The 20,994-nt window shown below is 44.9% G+C and carries 18 protein-coding genes; 3 read left to right on the top strand and 15 right to left on the bottom strand.

Annotation, left to right across the window (positions count from 1 at the left end; genetic code table 11):
• Positions 1-113 precede the first annotated feature (113 nt).
• The 4 genes from CXF70_RS12845 to CXF70_RS12830 all read right to left on the bottom strand — a co-directional run bounded on the left by CXF70_RS12845 (position 114) and on the right by CXF70_RS12830 (position 3,219).
• Positions 114-590 carry a YkvA family protein gene (locus tag CXF70_RS12845; protein WP_101802978.1) on the bottom strand — a complete coding sequence of 159 codons (477 nt, stop codon included), beginning with the start codon at positions 588-590 and terminating at the stop codon, positions 114-116.
• 78 nt (positions 591-668) lie between these two features.
• Positions 669-893, bottom strand: a complete 225-nt coding sequence (locus tag CXF70_RS12840) for a cold shock domain-containing protein (RefSeq protein ID WP_084245699.1) — start codon at positions 891-893, stop codon at positions 669-671.
• Positions 894-1,054: 161 nt separating this feature from the next.
• Positions 1,055-2,716: a M4 family metallopeptidase gene (locus CXF70_RS12835; protein ID WP_101802977.1), complete on the bottom strand. Its 1,662-nt coding sequence runs from the start codon at positions 2,714-2,716 to the stop codon at positions 1,055-1,057.
• 302 nt (positions 2,717-3,018) lie between these two features.
• Positions 3,019-3,219, bottom strand: coding sequence for a cold-shock protein (locus tag CXF70_RS12830; protein ID WP_033541967.1), 201 nt, complete (start codon positions 3,217-3,219; stop codon positions 3,019-3,021).
• Positions 3,220-3,647: 428 nt separating this feature from the next.
• Here CXF70_RS12830 and CXF70_RS12825 point away from each other — a divergent pair, with 428 nt between their 5' ends.
• Both CXF70_RS12825 and CXF70_RS12820 read left to right on the top strand, forming a co-directional pair.
• Complete coding sequence (locus CXF70_RS12825) at positions 3,648-4,346, top strand: 5-bromo-4-chloroindolyl phosphate hydrolysis family protein (protein ID WP_101802976.1); 699 nt, start codon at positions 3,648-3,650, stop codon at positions 4,344-4,346.
• Entirely contained in the window at positions 4,318-5,496 is a 1,179-nt protein-coding gene (locus tag CXF70_RS12820) for a toxic anion resistance protein (RefSeq protein ID WP_101802975.1), read from the top strand. Before CXF70_RS12825 ends, CXF70_RS12820 begins: the two co-directional genes overlap by 29 nt.
• Positions 5,497-5,962: 466 nt before the next feature.
• Here the strand turns inward: CXF70_RS12820 and CXF70_RS12815 are convergent, their stop codons facing one another.
• The 9 genes from CXF70_RS12815 to CXF70_RS12775 all read right to left on the bottom strand — a co-directional run bounded on the left by CXF70_RS12815 (position 5,963) and on the right by CXF70_RS12775 (position 18,234).
• Positions 5,963-7,816 (bottom strand): vWA domain-containing protein, encoded by a 1,854-nt coding sequence (locus CXF70_RS12815; RefSeq protein WP_101802974.1) that lies wholly within the window; start codon positions 7,814-7,816, stop codon positions 5,963-5,965.
• Positions 7,817-7,825: 9 nt separating this feature from the next.
• Positions 7,826-8,683, bottom strand: coding sequence for an AAA family ATPase (locus tag CXF70_RS12810; protein WP_101802973.1), 858 nt, complete (start codon positions 8,681-8,683; stop codon positions 7,826-7,828).
• Between the two features lie 62 nt (positions 8,684-8,745).
• The gene (locus tag CXF70_RS12805) at positions 8,746-8,952 is read right to left on the bottom strand and encodes a DUF6501 family protein (protein ID WP_369916945.1); all 207 of its coding nucleotides are present in this window, start codon (positions 8,950-8,952) and stop codon (positions 8,746-8,748) included.
• A gap of 67 nt (positions 8,953-9,019) precedes the next feature.
• Positions 9,020-9,616: a DedA family protein gene (locus CXF70_RS12800; protein WP_084245684.1), complete on the bottom strand. Its 597-nt coding sequence runs from the start codon at positions 9,614-9,616 to the stop codon at positions 9,020-9,022.
• Positions 9,617-10,158: 542 nt separating this feature from the next.
• Positions 10,159-11,436, bottom strand: coding sequence for a 2-oxoglutarate dehydrogenase complex dihydrolipoyllysine-residue succinyltransferase (gene odhB, locus CXF70_RS12795; RefSeq protein WP_084245682.1), 1,278 nt, complete (start codon positions 11,434-11,436; stop codon positions 10,159-10,161).
• Between the two features lie 24 nt (positions 11,437-11,460).
• Positions 11,461-14,271 (bottom strand): 2-oxoglutarate dehydrogenase E1 component, encoded by a 2,811-nt coding sequence (locus CXF70_RS12790; RefSeq protein WP_101802971.1) that lies wholly within the window; start codon positions 14,269-14,271, stop codon positions 11,461-11,463.
• A 232-nt stretch (positions 14,272-14,503) separates the two neighbouring features.
• Positions 14,504-16,165, bottom strand: coding sequence for a diguanylate cyclase domain-containing protein (locus tag CXF70_RS12785; protein ID WP_101802970.1), 1,662 nt, complete (start codon positions 16,163-16,165; stop codon positions 14,504-14,506).
• A gap of 16 nt (positions 16,166-16,181) precedes the next feature.
• The gene (gene dapF / locus CXF70_RS12780; protein WP_101802969.1) at positions 16,182-17,135 is read right to left on the bottom strand and encodes a diaminopimelate epimerase; all 954 of its coding nucleotides are present in this window, start codon (positions 17,133-17,135) and stop codon (positions 16,182-16,184) included.
• Positions 17,136-17,151: 16 nt separating this feature from the next.
• The gene (locus CXF70_RS12775) at positions 17,152-18,234 is read right to left on the bottom strand and encodes an undecaprenyldiphospho-muramoylpentapeptide beta-N-acetylglucosaminyltransferase (RefSeq protein ID WP_101802968.1); all 1,083 of its coding nucleotides are present in this window, start codon (positions 18,232-18,234) and stop codon (positions 17,152-17,154) included.
• 128 nt (positions 18,235-18,362) lie between these two features.
• On the opposite strand from CXF70_RS12775, the gene CXF70_RS12770 reads away from it, so the two are divergent.
• Positions 18,363-19,721, top strand: a complete 1,359-nt coding sequence (locus CXF70_RS12770; RefSeq protein WP_101802967.1) for an MATE family efflux transporter — start codon at positions 18,363-18,365, stop codon at positions 19,719-19,721.
• A gap of 71 nt (positions 19,722-19,792) precedes the next feature.
• Here the strand turns inward: CXF70_RS12770 and CXF70_RS12765 are convergent, their stop codons facing one another.
• Both CXF70_RS12765 and CXF70_RS12760 read right to left on the bottom strand, forming a co-directional pair.
• A complete protein-coding gene (locus CXF70_RS12765; RefSeq protein WP_233208631.1) occupies positions 19,793-20,044 on the bottom strand; it encodes a hypothetical protein in 252 nt (83 codons plus the stop codon).
• Positions 20,041-20,922 (bottom strand): CobW family GTP-binding protein, encoded by an 882-nt coding sequence (locus CXF70_RS12760; protein WP_101802966.1) that lies wholly within the window; start codon positions 20,920-20,922, stop codon positions 20,041-20,043. Before CXF70_RS12760 ends, CXF70_RS12765 begins: the two co-directional genes overlap by 4 nt.
• Between the last annotated feature and the right edge of the window lie 72 nt (positions 20,923-20,994).

Below are 20,994 nucleotides of genomic sequence, written 5' to 3'. Positions count from 1 at the left end.
AGCTATCGAGGAGGCTCACGCAGCAGTGAAATGATTCAAAAAGCTAATTTTTCTCGTAGAACTGAAAATCCCGCCATACACTCCGAAGGAATGTGTGGCGGGATTTTCATATATCATTTCAGGAAACGCTTCACCATTTTGCCTGCCGGCAAACGTGATGCCCATTTATTTCCTGTGCTGGCCAGGCGGCTGACTACCATAAGCAGATCTTCATCGCCGGCCCAATGTGACGCCACGATTTCTTTCGGGTATTTATTCAATAATGAATTCACAATATAAACTGCCACCACTACGTCATCGGCAAAACCGGCAGGTCCAACCAGAACTTCCGGCAACAGATCGACCGGTGCAAAGAAATAAAGGATACCTGCCCCGATCATCGATTTGCTCTTGCTGTTGATGCGGCTGTCCAGCATCATTTTCATCAAGAGATGGAAAAAGTCTGGCGCAAATAATACATACTTCAGGAATTTGCTTCCTTTGCCGTCCTTGCTTTCCACCCAATTATGAATCTTATAACGAAGTTTCTGATAAAAGTCCCGCTGCTCTTCTTCATTTGGCAGTGGTTTCTTTAACGTATCGTTTGTCATTGGCTCTCCCCCTCTATACTTATTTATAATTACTATAACCTGAATCGAACGATCATCAAACTCACGATCAAAAATAATTTAAAATTTCATCGTCACGTTTGTAGCGATTCGCTCCCGTTCCGGGTTTCCTTCAACGATATTGAATTTAACTTCCTGTCCAGGCACCAAAACGCCAAGATCCATATTGATGGAAATCGTTTCGACGAAAAACTCTTCTCCGTCAGGAGCTGTGATATAGCCATATCCTTTATCCCCATCGAACCATTTCACTTTACCTTCACCTGACAATACTTCGTCCGACATAATAAAACCTCCTATTATCAATTCCTCTACCATTATTTTATACCCTCCAAAAGCAATGGCTTAAACTTTCTTCTATAATAAGAAGAAAGATCATACTAAAAAAGAGGCCCACATTCGTGGACCTCCAACTTGCGTCTTCTATTAGCTTTGCTTTCGCCTGTTTAATTGACTCCAACGGCAGAGAATGCGGCTTTCACACTTGCAACTTCCGCACTGGAAGCTCCATAAAGGTCAGTGGCTGCCTGAATTGTTGAAGCGCGGAAATGGCTGTAGTTCGAGTTTGGCGTCAAATACTGCGTCAATGTACGGAAGTAGATGTCCCCTGCTTTATCATTGCCGATAGCATTTACACTGACACTGTAATGCGTTCCACCATTAGCAAGCAGGTATGCGGCTTTATTGCTTATGCCTGAATTTATATGCACACCGCCGTAGTCACCCGTGCCGGTATAGCGTTTCGAATAATGGTCAGGATCCCCGCTCAAAGTCGGATCTTCCATGGAGCGAAGTGCATCACCCGCAACATTCGGGGTATAAATATCTTCGCCCACCTGCCAGTCCGGATTATTATTGAAGTGGTATTCAACTAGAGTCCCGAAAATATCGGACATGGATTCGTTGATCGCACCCGACTCGTTCTGATAGATCAGGTCTGCCGTCGTATCTGTTACGGCGTGCGTAAGCTCATGGGCGATTACATCAAGTGCACCTGACAACGGGATGAATTGGCTGCCGTCCCCGTCCCCGTAAACCATCTGCGAGCCGCTCCAGAATGCATTATTATAGCTGCGGCCATAATGGACAGTCGAAACCAATTGCGCTCCGTTGCCATCGTAGCTGTTGCGGTTATGCACATTCTGGAAATAATCGTAGGTTTGTCCTGCATATGCATGGGCATCAACAGCGGCACCGTCATAAGCGGCATTGTATACATTATCGCTGTCGAGCCATAGCGTGCCCGGTGTTCGTGTGCGATTTTTAGCATCATAAGTGAAGATTCCGTCGCCGCGTGTGCGGTCCACTAAATAGGATCCGTTATTATTGAGAAGCGTATTGAATGTTTTCGTATCGCCAAGAACGCCTTTACCGGTAGCCGTCGAATCGTTTCCTGTCAGCGTTCCACCGCCGGCAGAAGGCTTAGCTTCATGGATCTGATTATAGGAATCCAAAACTTCACCCGTTTTAGCATCGATGAAATATTGATAATTCCCCGGTTCCGGATACAGGAATTCGAATTCTGCAGTGTAGGCAAAATTAGCTTTGCCGTCTTTCACATAGACAACCAGTTCAGCGGCTGCTTCATGCTCCAGTTCCGGTGATTCCCCGATTTTTTTCGCCAGGTCAGCTGCCGCAGTTTTGAGAGCCGCATCAGCTTTTACTGTCGCTCCTTTCTTCAATGATTGCTTATCATACAGTTCTGGCGCAAGATTTCCGGAAACTGAAGTCAGAACTCCATTCTCATCTACATGCGCATTGATGACAGAACCGAATACCGGAACACCTTTGAAGACTTGCTGCAATTTCAATTTAGTAAAGCCGAGATCATCTTTTTTCTGGCTGACAATCTTGAAATTGGAAACACCGTTTTTGCCGATCTTATAAGCTTCCTCTTTTTGCTCCAAATATGTAAACACGATTTCCTTCACAGATTTATTGGATGGAGCAGTCAGTTTACCGGAAATAAAATCCGGTGTCTGAGTGTCCTTATTCACATGCACTTTTTCAGAGGCATTCTGCCCCGGTGCATTATTTGCGGAAACCGCAGTTGCTGATAACGCCAGTGATGCTGCTAAACTTAAAGTCAGTAATTTTTTCTTGTTCATCAAATCCACTCCTTCTCGTCTTACCGGCATCTTAGCTCGGTGTTAACAGCATAACTGTTTAATTATTCTGAATATATAGGCTGGATTATGTGTTTTTATTTTACTCTAAAGGAGATTATTGAACTTGGTAAAATAAAAGTTTTCAGATATTTCATAAAAATTATAGGTATATTTACATTATGTGTCTTTACACCATAGATTAAAGCAGTAGATTTCCATTACCCCTCTTAATTTAACAGAATATTATGTATTCAAAATACATAAAAAAAAAAGAGCCGCTCGCAATGAGCAGCTCTTGGAGATTACAATTTAGTTACGTTTGTAGCTTGAGGTCCGCGGTTGCCTTCCTCTACTTCAAATTCAACTCTTTGACCTTCGTCAAGCGTTTTAAAGCCTTCGCCTTGAATCGCTGAGAAGTGTACAAATACGTCATCTCCGCCTTCAACTTCGATGAAGCCGAATCCTTTTTCTGAGTTAAACCATTTTACTGTACCTTCTTGCATGTAAAAAACCTCCTGGTAATAAAAAAATTTTCAATATGTGAATTTCCATAAAAAAATTCACATATTCCAAAAAGTACCATCACGTGCTGATCACTTTTTGGAATATGTGAATAGCTGTAGCTGGTGAAGATAGTATTTATTTCCTCTATAATACCTAAATTGAGCGTAAGTGTCAAACAAATCTAAATATTTATAATTATTTTTTTGGAAATCCTCTTATGAAACACAGAATTACAAATTCTATACTTGCATTTTGCCAAATAAAACGCTGTCTGTCCAGTGATATGCATCTGCACCAGCATATGATTCCGAAGTTTGTATTGGCTATGCCTTTCCCGTAAAATGGGGATAAAGAAAGCCTGCATGAAACCTTTCACGCATTCAATCGTATGTATATTATGGAAATGCAATTAAGGAGTGACTTCCGCATGAACCGAGTCCAAAATTTTATAAGAAGACAATCGGTCAGCCTCCCGATCACAGGAGTGATGTTTCCAATCCTTTATTTGGGGGCGGAAATTGGATTGCTCGCATCTGGAGCAATTGCTGCCGGAACCTATCTTGCCAGCAATTCGACAATAAAACAAGTTCAATTCTCTTCTACTTCCAAAGAACTGGGGATGACGAGGAATGAATATAAACATGTACTGAAACAGGTACAGGAAGCTAAACTGAAAACCAAACGTCTGCAAGGCCAATATTACCGGGTGCGATCCATTTCTTCGTTCAGGCAATTGATGGAAATGACCAAGCTCTCCAATAAAATCATTGCAGTCGTGCAGCAGCATCCAAGAAAATTTTATCTCGCTGAACCCTTTTTTTATTCACATCTCGATTCTGCTTTGGAACTGACCGAAAAATATACCCTGCTTGTCGGTCAGCCCGTTAAGGACCGTGACATCAAAATCGCATTGCAGGACACACGTGAAACCCTGCAATCGATGAACCGGGTCATGCAGAATGATTTGAAGAAAGTGCTGTCGTCCGATGTGGAACAGCTTCGGATGGAACTTGATTATGCGCGATTGGCTGTCGACAAACAGCAAAATCAGAAACTATTGGTTCAATCCTTGACCGATGATGAAGGAGACGTGGAAAATGAACGAAAATCAATCGACACGAAGTGAATTGGATGATTTATTGGAGTCGCCATTCGGCATCCAGATGGAAAAAGAGCAATCCCCTGCCGAACAGCAGAGCGGACGCCCGGTATTGCTGATGGATAAGCTATCAAATGAAGACAAGAAAAAAGCCCAGGAGCTGGCGAAACAGATTCCAGCCGGCAACCATGAAGCGATTTTGACTTACGGCGCGAATGCCCAAAGCCAGCTCGGTAATTTCTCGCATAAGATGCTGGATCATGTACAGCAGAAAGATATCGGCCCTGTTGGCGACGTCCTGCATGATCTGATGAAAAAATTGCAGGAACTGAACCCCGAAGAATTGACCGAAACGAAAAAATCAGGCATCCGTAAATTATTTGCCAAAGCTAAATACTCCGTTCAGGAGATCATGACCAAATATCAGAAATTGAGCACCCAGGTTGACCGCATCAGCATCCAATTGGACCATTCCAAACGCGGACTGCTTGAAGACGTGCAAATGCTCGAAGAATTGTATGATCAGAACAAGATGTATTTCCAGGCACTGAACGTCTACATTGCAGCTGCTGAATTGAAGCGAGATGAAATCCTGAATGAAACCATCCCTGCCTTGCGTAAAAAGGCTGAGGCTTCGGATGATCAGATGGCATATCAGGAAGTAAACGATATGGTGCAATTCGTCGACCGTCTGGATAAACGTCTTTATGACCTCCAGCTGTCACGCCAGATCACGATTCAAAGCGCGCCGCAGATCCGCATGATCCAGCAGACAAACCAGACGTTAGCAGAAAAAATCCAATCATCCATCATGACGTCCATCCCACTCTGGAAAAATCAGATTGCCATCGCTTTGACGCTCAATAAACAGATGAAAGCCGTGGAAGCCCAGAAACAGGTCACTTCCACTACAAATGACCTGTTGCTGAAAAACTCGGAAATGCTGAAAATGAACTCGATTGAAACCGCAAAGGAAAATGAACGCGGCATCATCGAAATCGAGACATTGAAGAAAACACAGGAAAACCTGCTTACCACTATCGAGGAAACTTTGCAGATCCAAAGTGAAGGACGCAAGAACCGCCGCGCCGCTGAAATGGAAATCGGCAAAATGGAAGTAGAGCTTAAGCAACGCCTGCTCGCTATCCACGAAGGCGAAAACTCCAGAAATCAATAAAAAAAATCCCGTGAAGCTAAAATGCTTCGCGGGATTTTTATGTTCTAGAGATAATTTCATCATCTTCAATCATTATGCATTAGGCGGACGCTTTCCGCGGTGAGCTGCCTGAGCCTCCTCGGTCGCTATGAAAACCGATGCTCCTGTCTCTGCATCGCTACGCTAGCTTCGAGACACGAAAAACCGTTGCAGCGCAGCGATGCAGGAACACATCTTGGCCCTTCGCCGCCTGCTGCTTCATTCTGGTTCTGTTTACCGTTACAGTACCACTTCACATTATGAATTGAGAATTTAAATCCTCCCCCATTATAGAAATTGATCTGAGATATGGAGCAAAACAGCGAAGACTCCCAGGTGAGTAAGCGAAGTGCTGAGATCCAGTCGGGCGAAGTGAAACGAGCCCGAGTTAGCTCAGCGCGAGCCACCAGGAAAGCGGAGCTGTTTTGCGGAATATCGATTTTTATTTTTATCCCGACTGAATCACCAGATGCAAGGTCCTTTTCAACAAACGCAACGTCTGGTCAACGAAATTCTCCAGCGAATCAGCGCTCACCGATTTATTGCCATACATCATGCGGTAGAAAGCGGCCTGTTCTTCTGTGATCGGTTCACTGGTGAGAAATAGATGGAGCAGTTCGACCCCTTCTTTCTTCGCTTCACTTACAGCATTCGCCGTATCCACGACTCCGTTTTCTGCGTAATTATACGCCGACGGTTCACCGTCTGAGAAAACCAGAAGAAAGCGGTGTTTCTCCTTCCGGCGCTTGATCCGATCAGTCATCCAGCGGATCGCAAAACCATCCCGGTTATCTTCATGAGCCTCAAACGATACGATTTCCTGTGCATGGTCTCGCATGCCATCTTCAAATTTATGCATCCACTCAAAATAATTGGGCTGTTCACTGTCGCTTGCCTCAAATGCGTCTTCGTAAAACAGCACTATTTCATGTGCGATGCCGAGACCGCGAAGCACATCATGGAACAACAGAACGGCTTGCTTGGTTTCATCCAGCTTATCAACCATCGACGCGGACCCGTCAATCAGGAGACAGAATACGGCATCCAATTCCTTGGAAGGCGCAGATTTCCGGTAAAAAGGCTTCGGACGCTCTTCAAGTGCCAGCGGCAGCAAATTTTTGGAAAGCCTTCCCGCATTTAAATTGGTGCGGTAATCCTGATGGCGCTGAGTAATGCGTTTCTTCAATTCCTTCAGCAGGGACCGAACATAAGGAGCTTGTTGCCGGCGCCAGTCAGCAATCAGCCTGCTGTGGTCAATATGCGCCAGCAGCCGCTGTTCATGATAAACCACCTGTTCATTGGCGCGGCCGAATTTGCCGCCTGAACGTTTCGGGCCGCTTTCCATATCCCTGTCGTCTTCATCGTTATCTTCCAGATGCTCACCGCTTGAATCTCCCTTTCCGGTCTGCTGCACCTCATCCGCACCTGCTTCTTCCCTGCCGCCCGTAGCCAATTGTGAATCACCCTTTTCGAGTTCGAATTCCATGGCGGGCGAATCCGTCAATTCTGTTTCGCGGTGCCACGAATTGAACCATTCCTCGATTGTTTCAATTTCTTCCTGTTCGTCTGGTTTTCCCGCTTCAATTCCTTCATGGTAATGAAACGGAGGAGCTTTATCCGCCGCGTCACCGAAAGTGTAATAAGTATGGACCATATCGCTGCTCAGCAAAAACTCGAGCCGACCTGTCATCCGCTCCACAATTGCACTTGAATCAGCCGTCGATTTTGCGTCGAACATGCCTTTCCAAATCAGCAGCACAGGTCCCCACTGATCATCCATTTCAGTTTCAACATCCCGCAGGCTCAAGTATGCCGCATTCAGAAAAGCATCCGCCAGAAAGCCTCTTTTCAGATTTTGATTGAATTGATCCTGATGAAATTCCCGGTAAACCTCTTCGCGCACATCAAATGAAACCGCTGTTCCCGGCCGCTCTTTGACGATCTTTTCTGATAGCCTGAATTCTTCTGCACACAGCAGCAGCTGTCGCCGCAATGAAGACACAGGGGATTGTTCAGCTATAACATCCTTCCATGCCGACAAACTGAAATTCCGCCAAAAACCTGCGCTCAGCAAATAGATATCCGACAGGTATCCATGCTGTTCCACACGCTTCGATCGATGCCGCCAGAACACACTGACAGAGACGGACGATTCCGTTGGCCGAAATTCGATCAATTTACGGGTCGTGACTTTCAGATAAGGCGCATCGGCCAATGCGCCTCCCAGCATTTCCAGCCGGTGGAGCATTTTTGTATCGATCGTTTCATTATTAAATTGGATAAAGCGATTGACTGACGCCATTCCACTCACCTACTTTTTCCAGGTATTGGCCAAGTCCATGAACAGTTCCCGTTCACTTTCATCTTCCAGCTTTTGCGCAATGGCATAATCGACTGCCCGGATCGGATCCATATATCCGGCCAGCGCCGTCGCATCCAATAAACTGCGGATTGAGGCCGCTTCTTCTGACAGCAACCCATTTTCGACCTGCTTCATCAAATCCTCAGCGAGATTCAGCATAAATTTCTTCAATTTGAGTTCAGCATCCGGAAATTCCCGATTCCATAACTCTGAAAGCTGCTGACCGGAAAGGTAAGGAATCGGATAAGCAATAAAGCGGTTTTTCAAGGCTTCGTTCATCGGGGCCGTTCCAATATAGCCTTCATTGATTGCTGCGATTACGCCAAAGTCGGGATGTGCTTCGATCACTTCGCCCGTAAACGGATTTGTCATCATGCGGCGGTGGTCAAGCGCTGAATGCAGGATTGGCAAAGTTTCCGCTTTGGCCATATTGATTTCATCTATATAAAGGAGATGTCCTTTTTTCATGGCTGTCACTACTGGCCCTTCAATAAACTCAATCTGGCTCTGGCCGTCCCGCTGCACCAGCGTTTTAAAACCCAATAACGCTTCAGCGTCAAGGTCCACTGAACTGTTGATGCTTTGCATCGGCTGTCCAAATACTGCAGAAATCGATTCAGCCAAACGTGTCTTCCCTGCCCCTGTCGGCCCTTTTAAAAGAACCGGTTTTCGCAAGACGACAGCCGCTATTACATCCTGCCAAAGATTAGCATCCGGTGAGATATAGCCACCCGTACCGATCAATTTTTCATAGCCTTCATGTTTCCTGTTTTTTCGTCCGTTTATTTCCTTCTCGATAAAATCCATAAACAACCCTCTCTCCATAGAAAAAACCGATGTGCATGCATCGGCTTTTGTCATTTTTATCTTTATTCGAAATAAGTTTTATAGAAACCGCCGATTTTTCCGGTGTTGTCCACAACAAAGATAAATTCTTCGGTCTCATTTTTCACTTCATATGTCTTACCGGCTGTCAGCACATTCGATACCAAAAATTTAGCGGCATCTGTATGCTTGCAAGTCACCGTGCGAATCGTTTCTTTCTCAAGCCAATCGGTGTGAATCACAGTCCTCATCCTTTTCTGTACGTCTATGTATTCAGTATAAGGATTAAAGCGTCATATTTCAAATCAATATGTACTATCAATATCTTTTGCGGTCTTTCCGCTCCTTATATAGATAACGCGCCACCAACACTGCGATAACAGCAACGGACAAGGATATTAAAAATCCCTGCAAGTGATTCAGGATGGAATTGTAGGCATAAGGAAAAGTACGCCCCAGATTAAAATAAACCATCATCCAGACAAATCCAGCTGTATACGCATAAAAAACATATTTTAAAAACGGATACTTATTTGCTCCCACAACATATGGCATAGCCCATCGAATGCCCGGCAGGAAAAAACTGAAGGATATAGCGATTTCGCCATGTTTTTGCAAAAAGCCGGAAAACTTTTCAATCGGTTTTTCCAGCCACGTTCTGCTTAAGCGATCCAACAGCTTTTGGCCAAAGAATCGACCGATGAAATAAGCGAAAGTATTACTGGTGATCAGCCCCAGATATGCAGAAATAAAAGCATAAACCGGCTTGAAATAGCTGATTTCAGTAAGAACTCCGGAAAAAGCGGCAGCCACTTCGTTGGGAATCGGCATGCCGAATAATAACAGCCAATTGAAGATGAACATGCTGATATAGCCATACTCTTTCACTAGTTCCATAAAAAATGATAAGTCCATCACAATCGACCGCCTTTTGGCTCTTCTAACTTCATCATGACAAAATTACCGACACCCTGCAACGCAGAACTCCCATAAGCCTAAATTTACCAAAGCCTGGACAGGAAATTGTTAAGGTTTAAGTAACAGTGAGTTTAACTATCAAATTCTAAAACATAACATGAAGATGAATGAAGTATATTGTTGCTAAATGAGAACTAAGAATTTTTATAAATAATCTTTCTTATAAATTGATATCGCTTGAGAAAACCTCTAAAGATATGGAGCAAAACAGCGAAGACTCCCAGGGGATTAGAACCGGAGTTGGAAAGCCAACTCCGGTTCGAGCGAAGTGCAACGAGCTCGAGTTAGCTCAGCGCAAGCCAAGCGCGGTCGAATCTTCTTCGACCGGCGCTTTGCGACGAAGCTAGCGAAGCGATGCAGGAGCACGGGGTTTGGAAAGCGAGCTGTTTTGCGAAATATCGATTACCTGAATTATCTCGATTACCAATATTAAAAACCGCACACCAGCATCAAGCCGGTGGGCGGTTGAATTGATTTTATCAGCCTTGAAGCAATAGATCTTCCGGATTTTCGATAAGGTCTTTGACCATTTTCAGGAAGCCTACAGAATCGCTTCCGTCGATTACGCGGTGGTCATAAGAAAGTGCCACGTACATCATCGGACGGATTTCGATATTGTCTCCAACAGCAATCGGACGTTTTTGGATTGTGTGCATTCCAAGGATACCAACTTGGGTACCGTTCAGGATTGGTGTCGACATCAATGAGCCGAACACTCCACCGTTTGTGATAGTGAACGAGCCGCCTGTCATGTCAGCGATTGAAAGTTTCTTATCGCGTGCTTTTGTTGCAAGCTCGCCGATTGAAGCTTCGATTTCTGCGAAGTTTTTCTTGTCAGTATCGCGGACGATCGGAACAACAAGTCCTTCTTCTGTAGAAACGGCAATCCCTACATCATAGAATTGCTTCAGCAATACATCAGTGCCATCAAGTTCAGCATTCACGTAAGGATATTTTTTCAAAGCAGCAGTTACCGCTTTTGTGAAGAATGACATAAAGCCAAGTTTCACGTCATTGTTTTTAAGGAAATCATCTTTTTTACGGCTGCGCAGAGCCATAACATTCGTCATATCGATTTCATTGAAAGTAGTCAGCATCGCTGTAGACTGCTTAACTTCAAGCAGACGCTTAGCGATTGTCTGACGGCGTCTTGACATTTTTTCACGGACGATGCGGCCGTTTTCTTCATCAGAAGATGCTCCAGATGCCGCCGCTTTCGGCGCTTCTGTTTTAGCCGGTGCGCTTTCAGCCGGTTTAGACGAATGTGCTTCAACGTCCTGAACACGTACACGGCCCATTGGGTCTACTGGTGAAATCGATGCAAGGTCGATGCCTTTTTCGCGTGCAAGTTTGCGCGCAGCAGGGCTTGCGATTGTACGGTCAGAAGAAGATTGCTCTTCAGCAGCCGGTGCTTCTTCAACTGCTTCCTGCGTTGCCGGAGCAGATGTTTCAGCAGGTACGCCAGTCGATTTGGTTTCTTCCTCTTTTTGTTCAGCTGGCTCAGATGCCGCAGCTTCGCCGGAACCTTCTCCAACGATTGCAATAACCTGGCCGACTTCAACTGTGTCGCCTTCAGCAGCCATAAGCTCCTGAACAACGCCAGCTTCTTCGGAAATGACTTCAACGTTTACTTTATCCGTTTCAAGTTCAACGATGAATTCCCCTTTTTCAACTGTATCGCCTGGCTGTTTCAGCCACTGCGCGATCGTTCCTTCTGTAATCGATTCTGCTAATTCTGGTACTTTGATTTCTGCCACAAAAAATTCCTCCTTAGATTATGCTCAAGATTTAGCTAATGCTTCATCAATGATGCGTGCCTGTTCCACTTTATGCATTTCTCCGTCGCCTTCAGCCGGGCTTGAACGGACGACGCGGCCATAATAATTTATATCAATGCCATCTGCGATTTCACGTAGCTTCGGTTCCGCAAATGACCATGATCCCATATTTTTCGGTTCTTCCTGAACCCATGCCAATTCCTTAAGCTTCGGATAACGCTTAATGATTGCCTGGATTTTTTCGGATGGGAATGGATACAGCTGCTCGACGCGGACAATGTGCGTATCCGGATATTCAGCTCCATCTTTTACGCGGTCAGCCAGATCGATTGCCATCTTGCCGCTGGCGAATAAAAGACGCTCCACTTTTTTCGTATTTTCTCCCATACCCGGCTGCTCGATGATGGTCTGGAAGTTGCCTTCTGTCAGATCTTCAACATCCGCTCCAACCAATGGATGGCGCAACAGGGATTTAGGTGTAACGATGATCAACGGACGAATTGACTCTTCTCCAAGCATCTTCGCCTGTCTGCGAAGGATATGGAAGTAGTTTGCCGCACTTGAAAGATTGGCTACTGTCCAGTTGTTTTCACCGGCATTTTGAAGGAAGCGTTCCAGTCGCGCACTCGAATGCTCAGGTCCTTGTCCTTCATAAGCATGTGGAAGCAGCATAACCAAGCCGGATTTCTGGCCCCATTTAGCGCGGGCTGCAGAAATGAACTGATCGAACATCATTTGTGCCATATTGGCGAAGTCGCCGTATTGAGCTTCCCAAATGACAAGGGCTTTATCGTTTTCTACATTATAGCCATATTCAAAGCCGACAACCGAAGCCTCGCTCAACGGGCTGTTGTATACAACGAATGACGCTTTCGCATCGGAAATATGATGAAGCGGCACAAGCTCATTGCCGTTCTTTTCATCATGCAGCACCAGGTGGCGGTGAGCGAATGTGCCTCGCTGCGCATCCTGGCCGGAAAGGCGAATCGGATTGCCTTCCTGGAGGATCGAACCGAATGCCAGTGTTTCAGCATGTGCCCAGTCGATTTTGCCTTTGCCATTGAATGGATCTTCACGGCGTTTCAGAATTCGGGCAAGTTTGCCGAAAGCGGAAAAATCACTTGGCCATGACAAAAGGTCTTCATTCATTTTGGTTAAGACATCTTTATCGACGCCTGTCGGAACTTCAGGGAATCCTTGCATGACAGCTTCCGGAATGACAACTTCATGAGCATCGTCCGATTTGTTCTCTTTGATATGATCATAAGCTTTTTGCATTTCTGCAAGAATATCGCTGTCCAGTTTTTTCACATCTTCTTCAGAAAGGACTTTATCAGAAGACAGTTTTTCACCATAGATTTCACGCACTGTACCGTGTTCATGGATACCGTGGTACATCGTAGGGTTGGTAACGAGCGGCTCATCCATTTCGTTATGGCCGTAGCGGCGATATCCGATCAAGTCGATCAAAATATCCTTCCCGAATTTTTGGCGATATTCAAATGCCAAACGTGCTACCGCAATCACTGCTTCCGGTTCATCCGCATTGACATGGATGACGGGTACTTCAAAACCTTTTGCAGGATCAGAAGAATAATGAGTGGATCTGGAATCGTATTGTTCGGTTGTAAAACCGATCAGGTTATTAGCGATGATGTGGATTGAACCGCCAGTCTGGTATCCGCGGATCCGGCTGAAGTTCAATGTTTCCGTAACGACTCCCTGACCCGGGAACGCTGCATCACCGTGCACCATGATGGCATAGGCTTTATTGGCATCGATCGGCGCAAGGCCGCTCTGTTCTGTCAGTTCCTGTGCTGCGCGGGTCTGTCCGGCAACCACTGGGCTGACAATTTCAAGATGTGATGGATTATACGCCAATTTGATGTTAGTTCCTTGAGGCGATTTATAAGACGCGCCCATGTGATACTTCACATCGCCAAACCAGCCTTTAGTGATCTGCAATGAACCGTCTTCAGGAAGGAATGCTTCATCGCCGATGTGGGCAAATCCGGCAAACATCATTTCATACGGTTTATGCAGGATATGTGTAAGCACATTTAAACGACCGCGATGCGCCATCCCGATCATGATTTTTTCAGTGCCTGCTGTTTCGGAAAGACGGACAAGTTCATCCATCAATACAACCAATGTATCGACACCTTCTATTGAGAAACGCTTTTGGCCGACGAACGTGCGATGGACGAATTTTTCAAATCCTTCAACACGAGTCAATAGTTCAAGAACTTCTTTTTTCTTGTCTGCATCAAGCGATTTTTTCACTTCGCCTGATTCGATTTTGGACTGCAGCCAGCTGCGCTCCTGCGGCTGAACGACATGTGAGAATTCAAATGCCACTTTGTCCGTATAAAGCGATTTCAGGTATTCAATGGCGGCCAGACCATCTTTAACTTCCGAAGGTGCATTTTCCAGCAACAATGAAACTGGGACTTCTTTCAAATCCTGTTCCGTAAGTCCGTATGTCGAAGGTTCCAAGCGTTCCGTTTCGCGGGGCTGATCTTTCAACGGATAAATATCCGATGCCAGATGTCCGTGTGCACGGATCGATTCAGCCAATTGGATAGCACCGAGGACTTTACCGAATTTATCGGATTTCACTTCAGCTGATGCTGCCGGCTGCTGTTCAGCACTTGGCTCAACCGGAGGTCCGTATTGCTTGAATAGCTCAGCGAATTCCGGATCAATCGATTCCGGGGATTCCTGATAAATGTCATACATTTCCATAACATACCCAAGGTTTGGACCTGTAATGGAACTCCATGGGGATTTCGAATCTGAATAATTGCTAGACATAAAAAAACCTCCAACTATTTTGCCTTTAAGGCAGTCCTATAAATACATATGTCTTCCATATTTTATCACGCAAACCGCTATACACAAAGCAGAAGGCGTTAAACCCATTGAAGAACAATTTTCCATATCAATCTTACTACTTCCGTTAGAAAATACAATCCTTTTGAGTGAATTTATTCACATAACAAAATGTTAAGCGCTTACAAACATAATATAATGTGAAAAATGGAAATTAATGTGTGTGTTCACTATTTTTTTCATAAAACCTGACCTGATTTCTGCCTGATTTTTTTGACTCGTAAAGAGCGGAGTCCGCCATCTTGACAAGGTCCTCGAAATTATCCGCATCTTTGGGATAGAATGCTATTCCGATTGAAGCGGTCGGAGCAAAATGATGACCGTCGATATCCCAGCCCTCAGCCAGTTTTTGATGGATCCTGTTAATCAGGTTCTTAATTTGCATTCCCGCTTTTTCAGAATTTATGCCTGCCGCTGCGATAACAAACTCATCTCCGCCGATTCTGGCTGCCATATCCCCTGATCTGATGCTCTGTGTCAATGCCTGACCGAAACAAGCGATAAATTCATCCCCGATATTATGGCCGAAATTATCATTGACCGATTTGAAATCGTCGCCATCGATATAAAGCAATGCAATCAATCTGTCATCCTGATCAGCATCACTTTCGAGCAGTTCGAATTCCTCCATCATCAGCCGGCGGTTGGGCAGCCGCGTCAAACTGTCATGATAAGCCATGAAATGCAGTTTCTCTTCAAGCTTTTTCCGGTCCGTTATATCAAACATAATGGCCAGCACTTGATAGATTTTCCCTGTCTCATTTTTCAACGGAATGACCGTCGTGTCCACCCAGAAAAAATCCCCATTCTTTTTCAGGCTTTTCATCTCACCGCGCCAGATATCACCTTTGAATATAATGTCCCGGATATTGTCATAAAAAGCATCAGGTATGACCGCCCGGCCAATTGCAGCGATCTGCATCCCTAAAAGTTCCTCTTTTTCATAGCCGGTTGTTCCTTCGAAATTATCATTCGCAAAAATGATCATGCCGGACGGCTCCCATATCGTCACCATTGCGGCATAATTCAATGCATCTTTGTAACTATCCAGTATATTTTCTGTTTTCTTCAATTCTTCTTTAAGTTGAACCTCATCCGTCAATTCGCGGTACACAATCTGATAGGCCCGGATATCTTCCCCGATTTTGACAGGAGAGAAACTGACCGAGAATTTTCCGTCTGGGCCATCCTTCATCTTGGCACTCGTAATAAAGGAAGAACTGCCTTTTTCAAACTTTTCTTCCCCTAATTCGGAATGGACTTTATCCAAAAACTTTTCACTGTTGGATGGAAGCTCCATGAACGATTTTCCGATCCATTGCTGTTTGATGACTGTAAATATATTCTCGTATGCAGGGTTCATATCAATGACCATGAAATCGGAAGAAATCATGATCATCGGGTCGACTGAGTTCTGCACAAGCGATTGATAGAAAAGATAGTCTTCTTCTATCGTTTTCTGCTTGCTGACATTCTTGGAGACCGCCAGCAAAAACAACTCACCTTCATGCATGAAAGTGGTAATTTCAGTTTCGTTGGCTACATTGTTTTTACTGAATAAATTGTAGTCCCTGTAACGGTAAGTACCTGTCATCGATTCAGCAATCATGTATTGTTTTTTTATTTCTTCAGCTACGGAAGCCGGCATGCTGTCATCCACAGTCCGACCTGCCAATTCCTGCTTGAATGTACTGGTGCAAAGGGCATTTACATATTCATAAACATATCCCTTGCCCAATTTGCGCATGAAAAAAACCAGATCTTCCGCATTGCCGTATAAAAGATCCAATTGTTCTTTCGTGAAAGGGCCTTGCATAGAATCACTCTTTTCTTTAGGCAAATTGCTCAACAACCACAGAAATTTCTTTAATGAATTTTTCGTAGCGGCGTTGTTCATCAAGATTTCGGGATGCAGTAAATCCGCTTTCCGCTTTGTCTTTCGACCAATTGAATTCATGTTCCGAAAGTCTGGTCGCATTTCCTGTCAGCAGTAATTTAATGTCATCACCGTTTCGATCGACTGTGCATTTCACCATGCCGCCTGGATTGTAGACTGCCACTTCCCCGTACGGCATCAAACCGGACATACAGCTGATCAAAGCTGAAGCGGTCATAGCGGTGCCGCATGCATTAGTAAAGCCGACGCCCCGTTCGAATGTACGCACGAATATGCCTTCTTCCAGTTTCGTTACGTAACTGACATTCACACCATCAGTAAAATAATCATTCTCGCCATTGAATTTTTCCGCCCATTTCTTCTGATGTTCCGGCGATTTCTGGATATCTTTCGGGACGATGCCGATTAAATGGGGATTCGGCACCGCGACCGCAGAAAACTGGATTTCTTGTGATATTTCCGGAATCACCTGTTGTATCAAAGTCGACTGATTTCCATACTCCATCGGCAAAGCCTTCAAATCGAATAAAACCGGCGAGATTTGAACTGAGTAAGTCTCGATTCCATCCATTAAGGTCTCTTCTCTTCTGACAGTTAAATCGGCTTTCATGGTTTCAATCACTGCCTGTTCAATCCCTAGCTTTTCGCAGACATGACGCGCCACGCAGCGGAGCCCGTTGCCGCACATCGATGCTTCCGAACCGTCACGGTTAAAAACCCGCATCTTTGCGTCCGCTGACTTCGAAGGCAATATCACCAGCAGTCCGTCAACTCCTTGATCAATCTCACAGAGCTGCAGCGCCAGATCGTCATAATCGTCTCTTTCATCGCTGTCAATCATGTAAAACGTATTCATCGATCCGTGGACTTTTTCCAAAGTAATTTTCATGCCATTCACTCCAATATCAGCGTTTCTTTGTATGTGCTACGACTAATTTCGCCATTTCATATGCCGTTTTGGGTGGTTCGGCATCCGTCATTTTTTCAATCAGCAATTCTTCATCCGCTTTCAGCTGATCCAAGGCTTTCATAAAACGCTCGGGAGATGCCTCTTCTTCTTCAAGGACCAATGCGAAGCCATTTTTACGGAACAGTTCAGCATTTAAAATCTGATCGCCCCTGCTTTTTTGTCTGGACAACGGAATCAGCAGCATCGGCTTTTTCAGGGCCAGAAACTCGAATATCGAATTGGACCCTGCGCGAGATACGACAAAATCGGTCATATGCAGAAGATGAGATAATTCATGTGTTACATATTCAAATTGGCAGTATTGAGCGATGCCTTCCAGCCCTTCATCGATGTTCCCTTTACCGCAAAGATGGATGACATTGAATGTCTGCATGATTGCTTGAAGGTTTGAACGGATAGCTGTATTGATGACTTCAGATCCCTGGCTGCCGCCCATGATCATCAATACCGGGAGATCATTTTCAAAATGGCAGATTTCGCGCCCTTTCGCGGCAGATCCATCCATCAATTCACTGCGGATGACTGAGCCGGTGCACGTTGATTTCTCTTTTGGCACATGCTGCATCGTTTCTTTGAAGACGGTGAAAATATGATCTGCGAAAGGCATGGCTATTTTATTCGCCAGCCCCGGGGTTACATCGGACTCATGGATGATGACAGGAATGCCCATCAGTTTCCCTGCCATTGCAACCGGCACTGATACGAAGCCGCCTTTTGAAAATATAGCAGCCGGTTTAGTCTTCCGAATGATGTTCATCGATTGCCCTAGACCGGCAACTACTTTGAATGGATCCGTGAAATTCTTCATTGAAAAATATCTTCTTAATTTACCGCTTGAAATTGCGTGGTATTTAATATCAGGATAAGAGTCGACGATCAATTCTTGTTCGATGCCATCCTTTGACCCGATATATTCGACATTATAATCCATGCCGGTAATTTCAGGGATCAATGCCTGGTTCAATGAAACATGGCCGGCAGTTCCACCGCCAGTCAGTATAATTGTGCGTTTATGCATTCTGTAATCCTACTTTCATCATTTTATTGGTCTGATTGATTCAATTTTGTGTAAATTTATATCGATGGTTTCTATGCTATACTTGTCTTAATTTGCCTTTAAGATAGAGTATTTCAGGAGGATGGATCATGTACGAAACAAACACCAAAACAGATAAATTGAAATTATTGGTAAAAATTGTATTTCCGATATTAATCACGCAAGTCGCTATGTATCTGGTGACATTTTTCGATATTTATATGACCGCCCGTTACGGCACAGATGATCTGGCCGGAGTTTCAATAGGTTCATCATTCTGGGTTCCGGTTTATATCGGACTTGCCGGAATTTTAATGTCCATTACTCCAATTGTAGCACAATTGATGGGGGCCAAGAAAAAAGAAAGTGTTAAAGAAGCTGTGCAGCAAGGGATTTATCTGGCGATTTTACTGGCGGCCATAGTCTTTATGTTCTTCTTCCTTTTCATCGATTCATTACTCGGTTTCATGGACCTGGAACCGGCTGTAGCTGATGTGGCAAGCAGATACATATTTGCCATGAGCCTCGGCCTTATACCGTTGTTCGTATACAACGCTCTGCGTTCTTATATCGATGCGCTCGGTGCCACCCGTGTTACCATGGTGATTACCTTACTGTCAGCACCGATCAATGTTTTCTTCAATTACCTGTTCATCTTCGGAAATTTCGGTTTCCCTGAACTTGGAGGGGCAGGCGCCGGTCTTGCATCCGCTATTACATACTGGCTGGTACTGGTGATTGCCTCGGTTATCATCCATACCCAATCACCTTTCTCTTCTTATAGGATCTTCAGGAAATGGGAAAAGATCTCGTTCACACGGTGGAAAGAAATCAGCCGCATCGGTGTGCCGATAGGCATCTCCATATTTGCCGAGACCAGCATATTCTCCGCTGTGACATTCATGCTTGCCGTATATGGGACCATCACCATAGCCGCGCATCAAATCGCTTTAAACTTCACTTCCCTGCTTTATATGCTGCCGCTCAGCATCTCCATGGGCGCCACTATCCTCGTCGGATATGAAGTCGGTGCGGCGCGTTACAAAGATGCACGGCAGTACAGCTGGTTGAGTGTAGCGACAGCCATTGCAATCAGCTTTGTATCTGCAGGAATTCTGTTCTTCCTGCGGGAACCGATTGCACAACTTTATTCTTCGGATCCGGCCGTAATTGAACTCGCTGTACAATTCCTGGTTTTCGCGGCGTTATTCCAGTTGTCAGATGCAGTCCAGGCACCTGTACAAGGTGCCCTGCGTGGTTATAAAGATGTCAACATCACGTTTATCATGGCCTTGATCTCTTATTGGGTAATCGGCCTGCCAGTCGGATATCTACTGGCCAGATTCACTGATTTCGGCGCATTCGGGTACTGGATCGGATTGATCGCCGGCCTGACCGCCGGTGCCATCACGTTATCTATCAGGCTGCTTATCATACAAAAGAAATTTAAAATGATTCAGCTGTATTAAGGATTGAATCATACAAATTTATGAAATAAAAATAACCGCCCCTGATTTGGGGCGGTTATTTCTTTTGCAGCTCAGTCCAACTGGGCTGCTATTTTTTTATACTCTTCAATCAGCTGCTCTTTCTCCTGCTGCTCTAGCGGTGAGTGATTGATCCGTTCAACCGCAAGTTCCAGCTTTTGCTGTTTTGTCTTGCGGACCCGCGGGTGAGTCAGTTCATCCTTTAATTCTATGACAATGTAACGCTGCATATCCTCTTCTGATTCTATGTTGGCTGTCGCATGCCGCTGCGGCCAGATTTTTTTGAAAGCCTCCAGGATATTCATGGCAATTCAACTCCGTCAATGCCTTCTCCAATTACGACAATCTGCGGCTGCATCTTCATATACTCTGGAAGCCATTGAGCCATTCCATATGCATATTGGAATGCATGCGGATATTTATCGCCGTCAAGCGGCACATAGCCTTTTATCCGGTAAACAGTCTCAGGCAACCTTCTTAACCAGTCTTCGAATTTTTCACGATTGACCGGTTGGCTGAACAGAAGAACTTTCGTGTTTAAATTCAGTTTGCTGATTTCCGCTTTTTCTACAGTCCCTTTAGTTCTTGCGGTCAGATTCTCTAATAATGCGTAAGGTATTTTGGAATTGGCAGTTTGGACGATCCGGACTTTTGAATTCAACGATTGCATACCGAAAACCGCATCGCCTTGTTCCTTTTCATCCAGCAAATCCATTTTATTCGCCAGGATCAGATCGGCGTGGCGAATCTGTTCTAGGAACAATGAACGGATTTGGGGAGACATGCGGTCTCTGTCCAGCCACCGTTTACTGTCAGCGACTGTAACAATACCCCTGAAATTCAATTGTTCAGCGAATAGCGGGGAAAAGATTGCATCCAGCGCTTCCACCGGGTGCGCAGCCCCTGTCGTTTCAATCAAGAGAACATCAAATGTTTCTTCTGCGAGCAATGTTTGAATTTGCGCCTCAGATTTTTCAGAACCTGTGCAGCAAATGCAGCCGTCAAGCAGTTCCTTAAGGGGGACGCCGTCTTCCACTTCATCTGAGTCGACATTCAGTTCGCCCAGTTCATTCATAAAAACAGCCGGCTTTAAACCGGCATCTTTTATTTGGATCAGCATATTCTTCAAAAGAGTGGTTTTGCCGCTCCCCAAAAATCCGCTGAATAAATACACATCAATCATGAAAACCCTCCTCTATATCCTTAAATTCTAACATATTGCCTCAAAACAAAAAGGCCCGCTTCCGCGGGCCTT

Origin of the sequence: Planomicrobium sp. MB-3u-38, assembly GCF_002836425.1 — a bacterium.
Taxonomy (GTDB): domain Bacteria; phylum Bacillota; class Bacilli; order Bacillales_A; family Planococcaceae; genus Planococcus; species Planococcus okeanokoites.
This window is presented reverse-complemented; position numbering and strand designations above follow the sequence as displayed.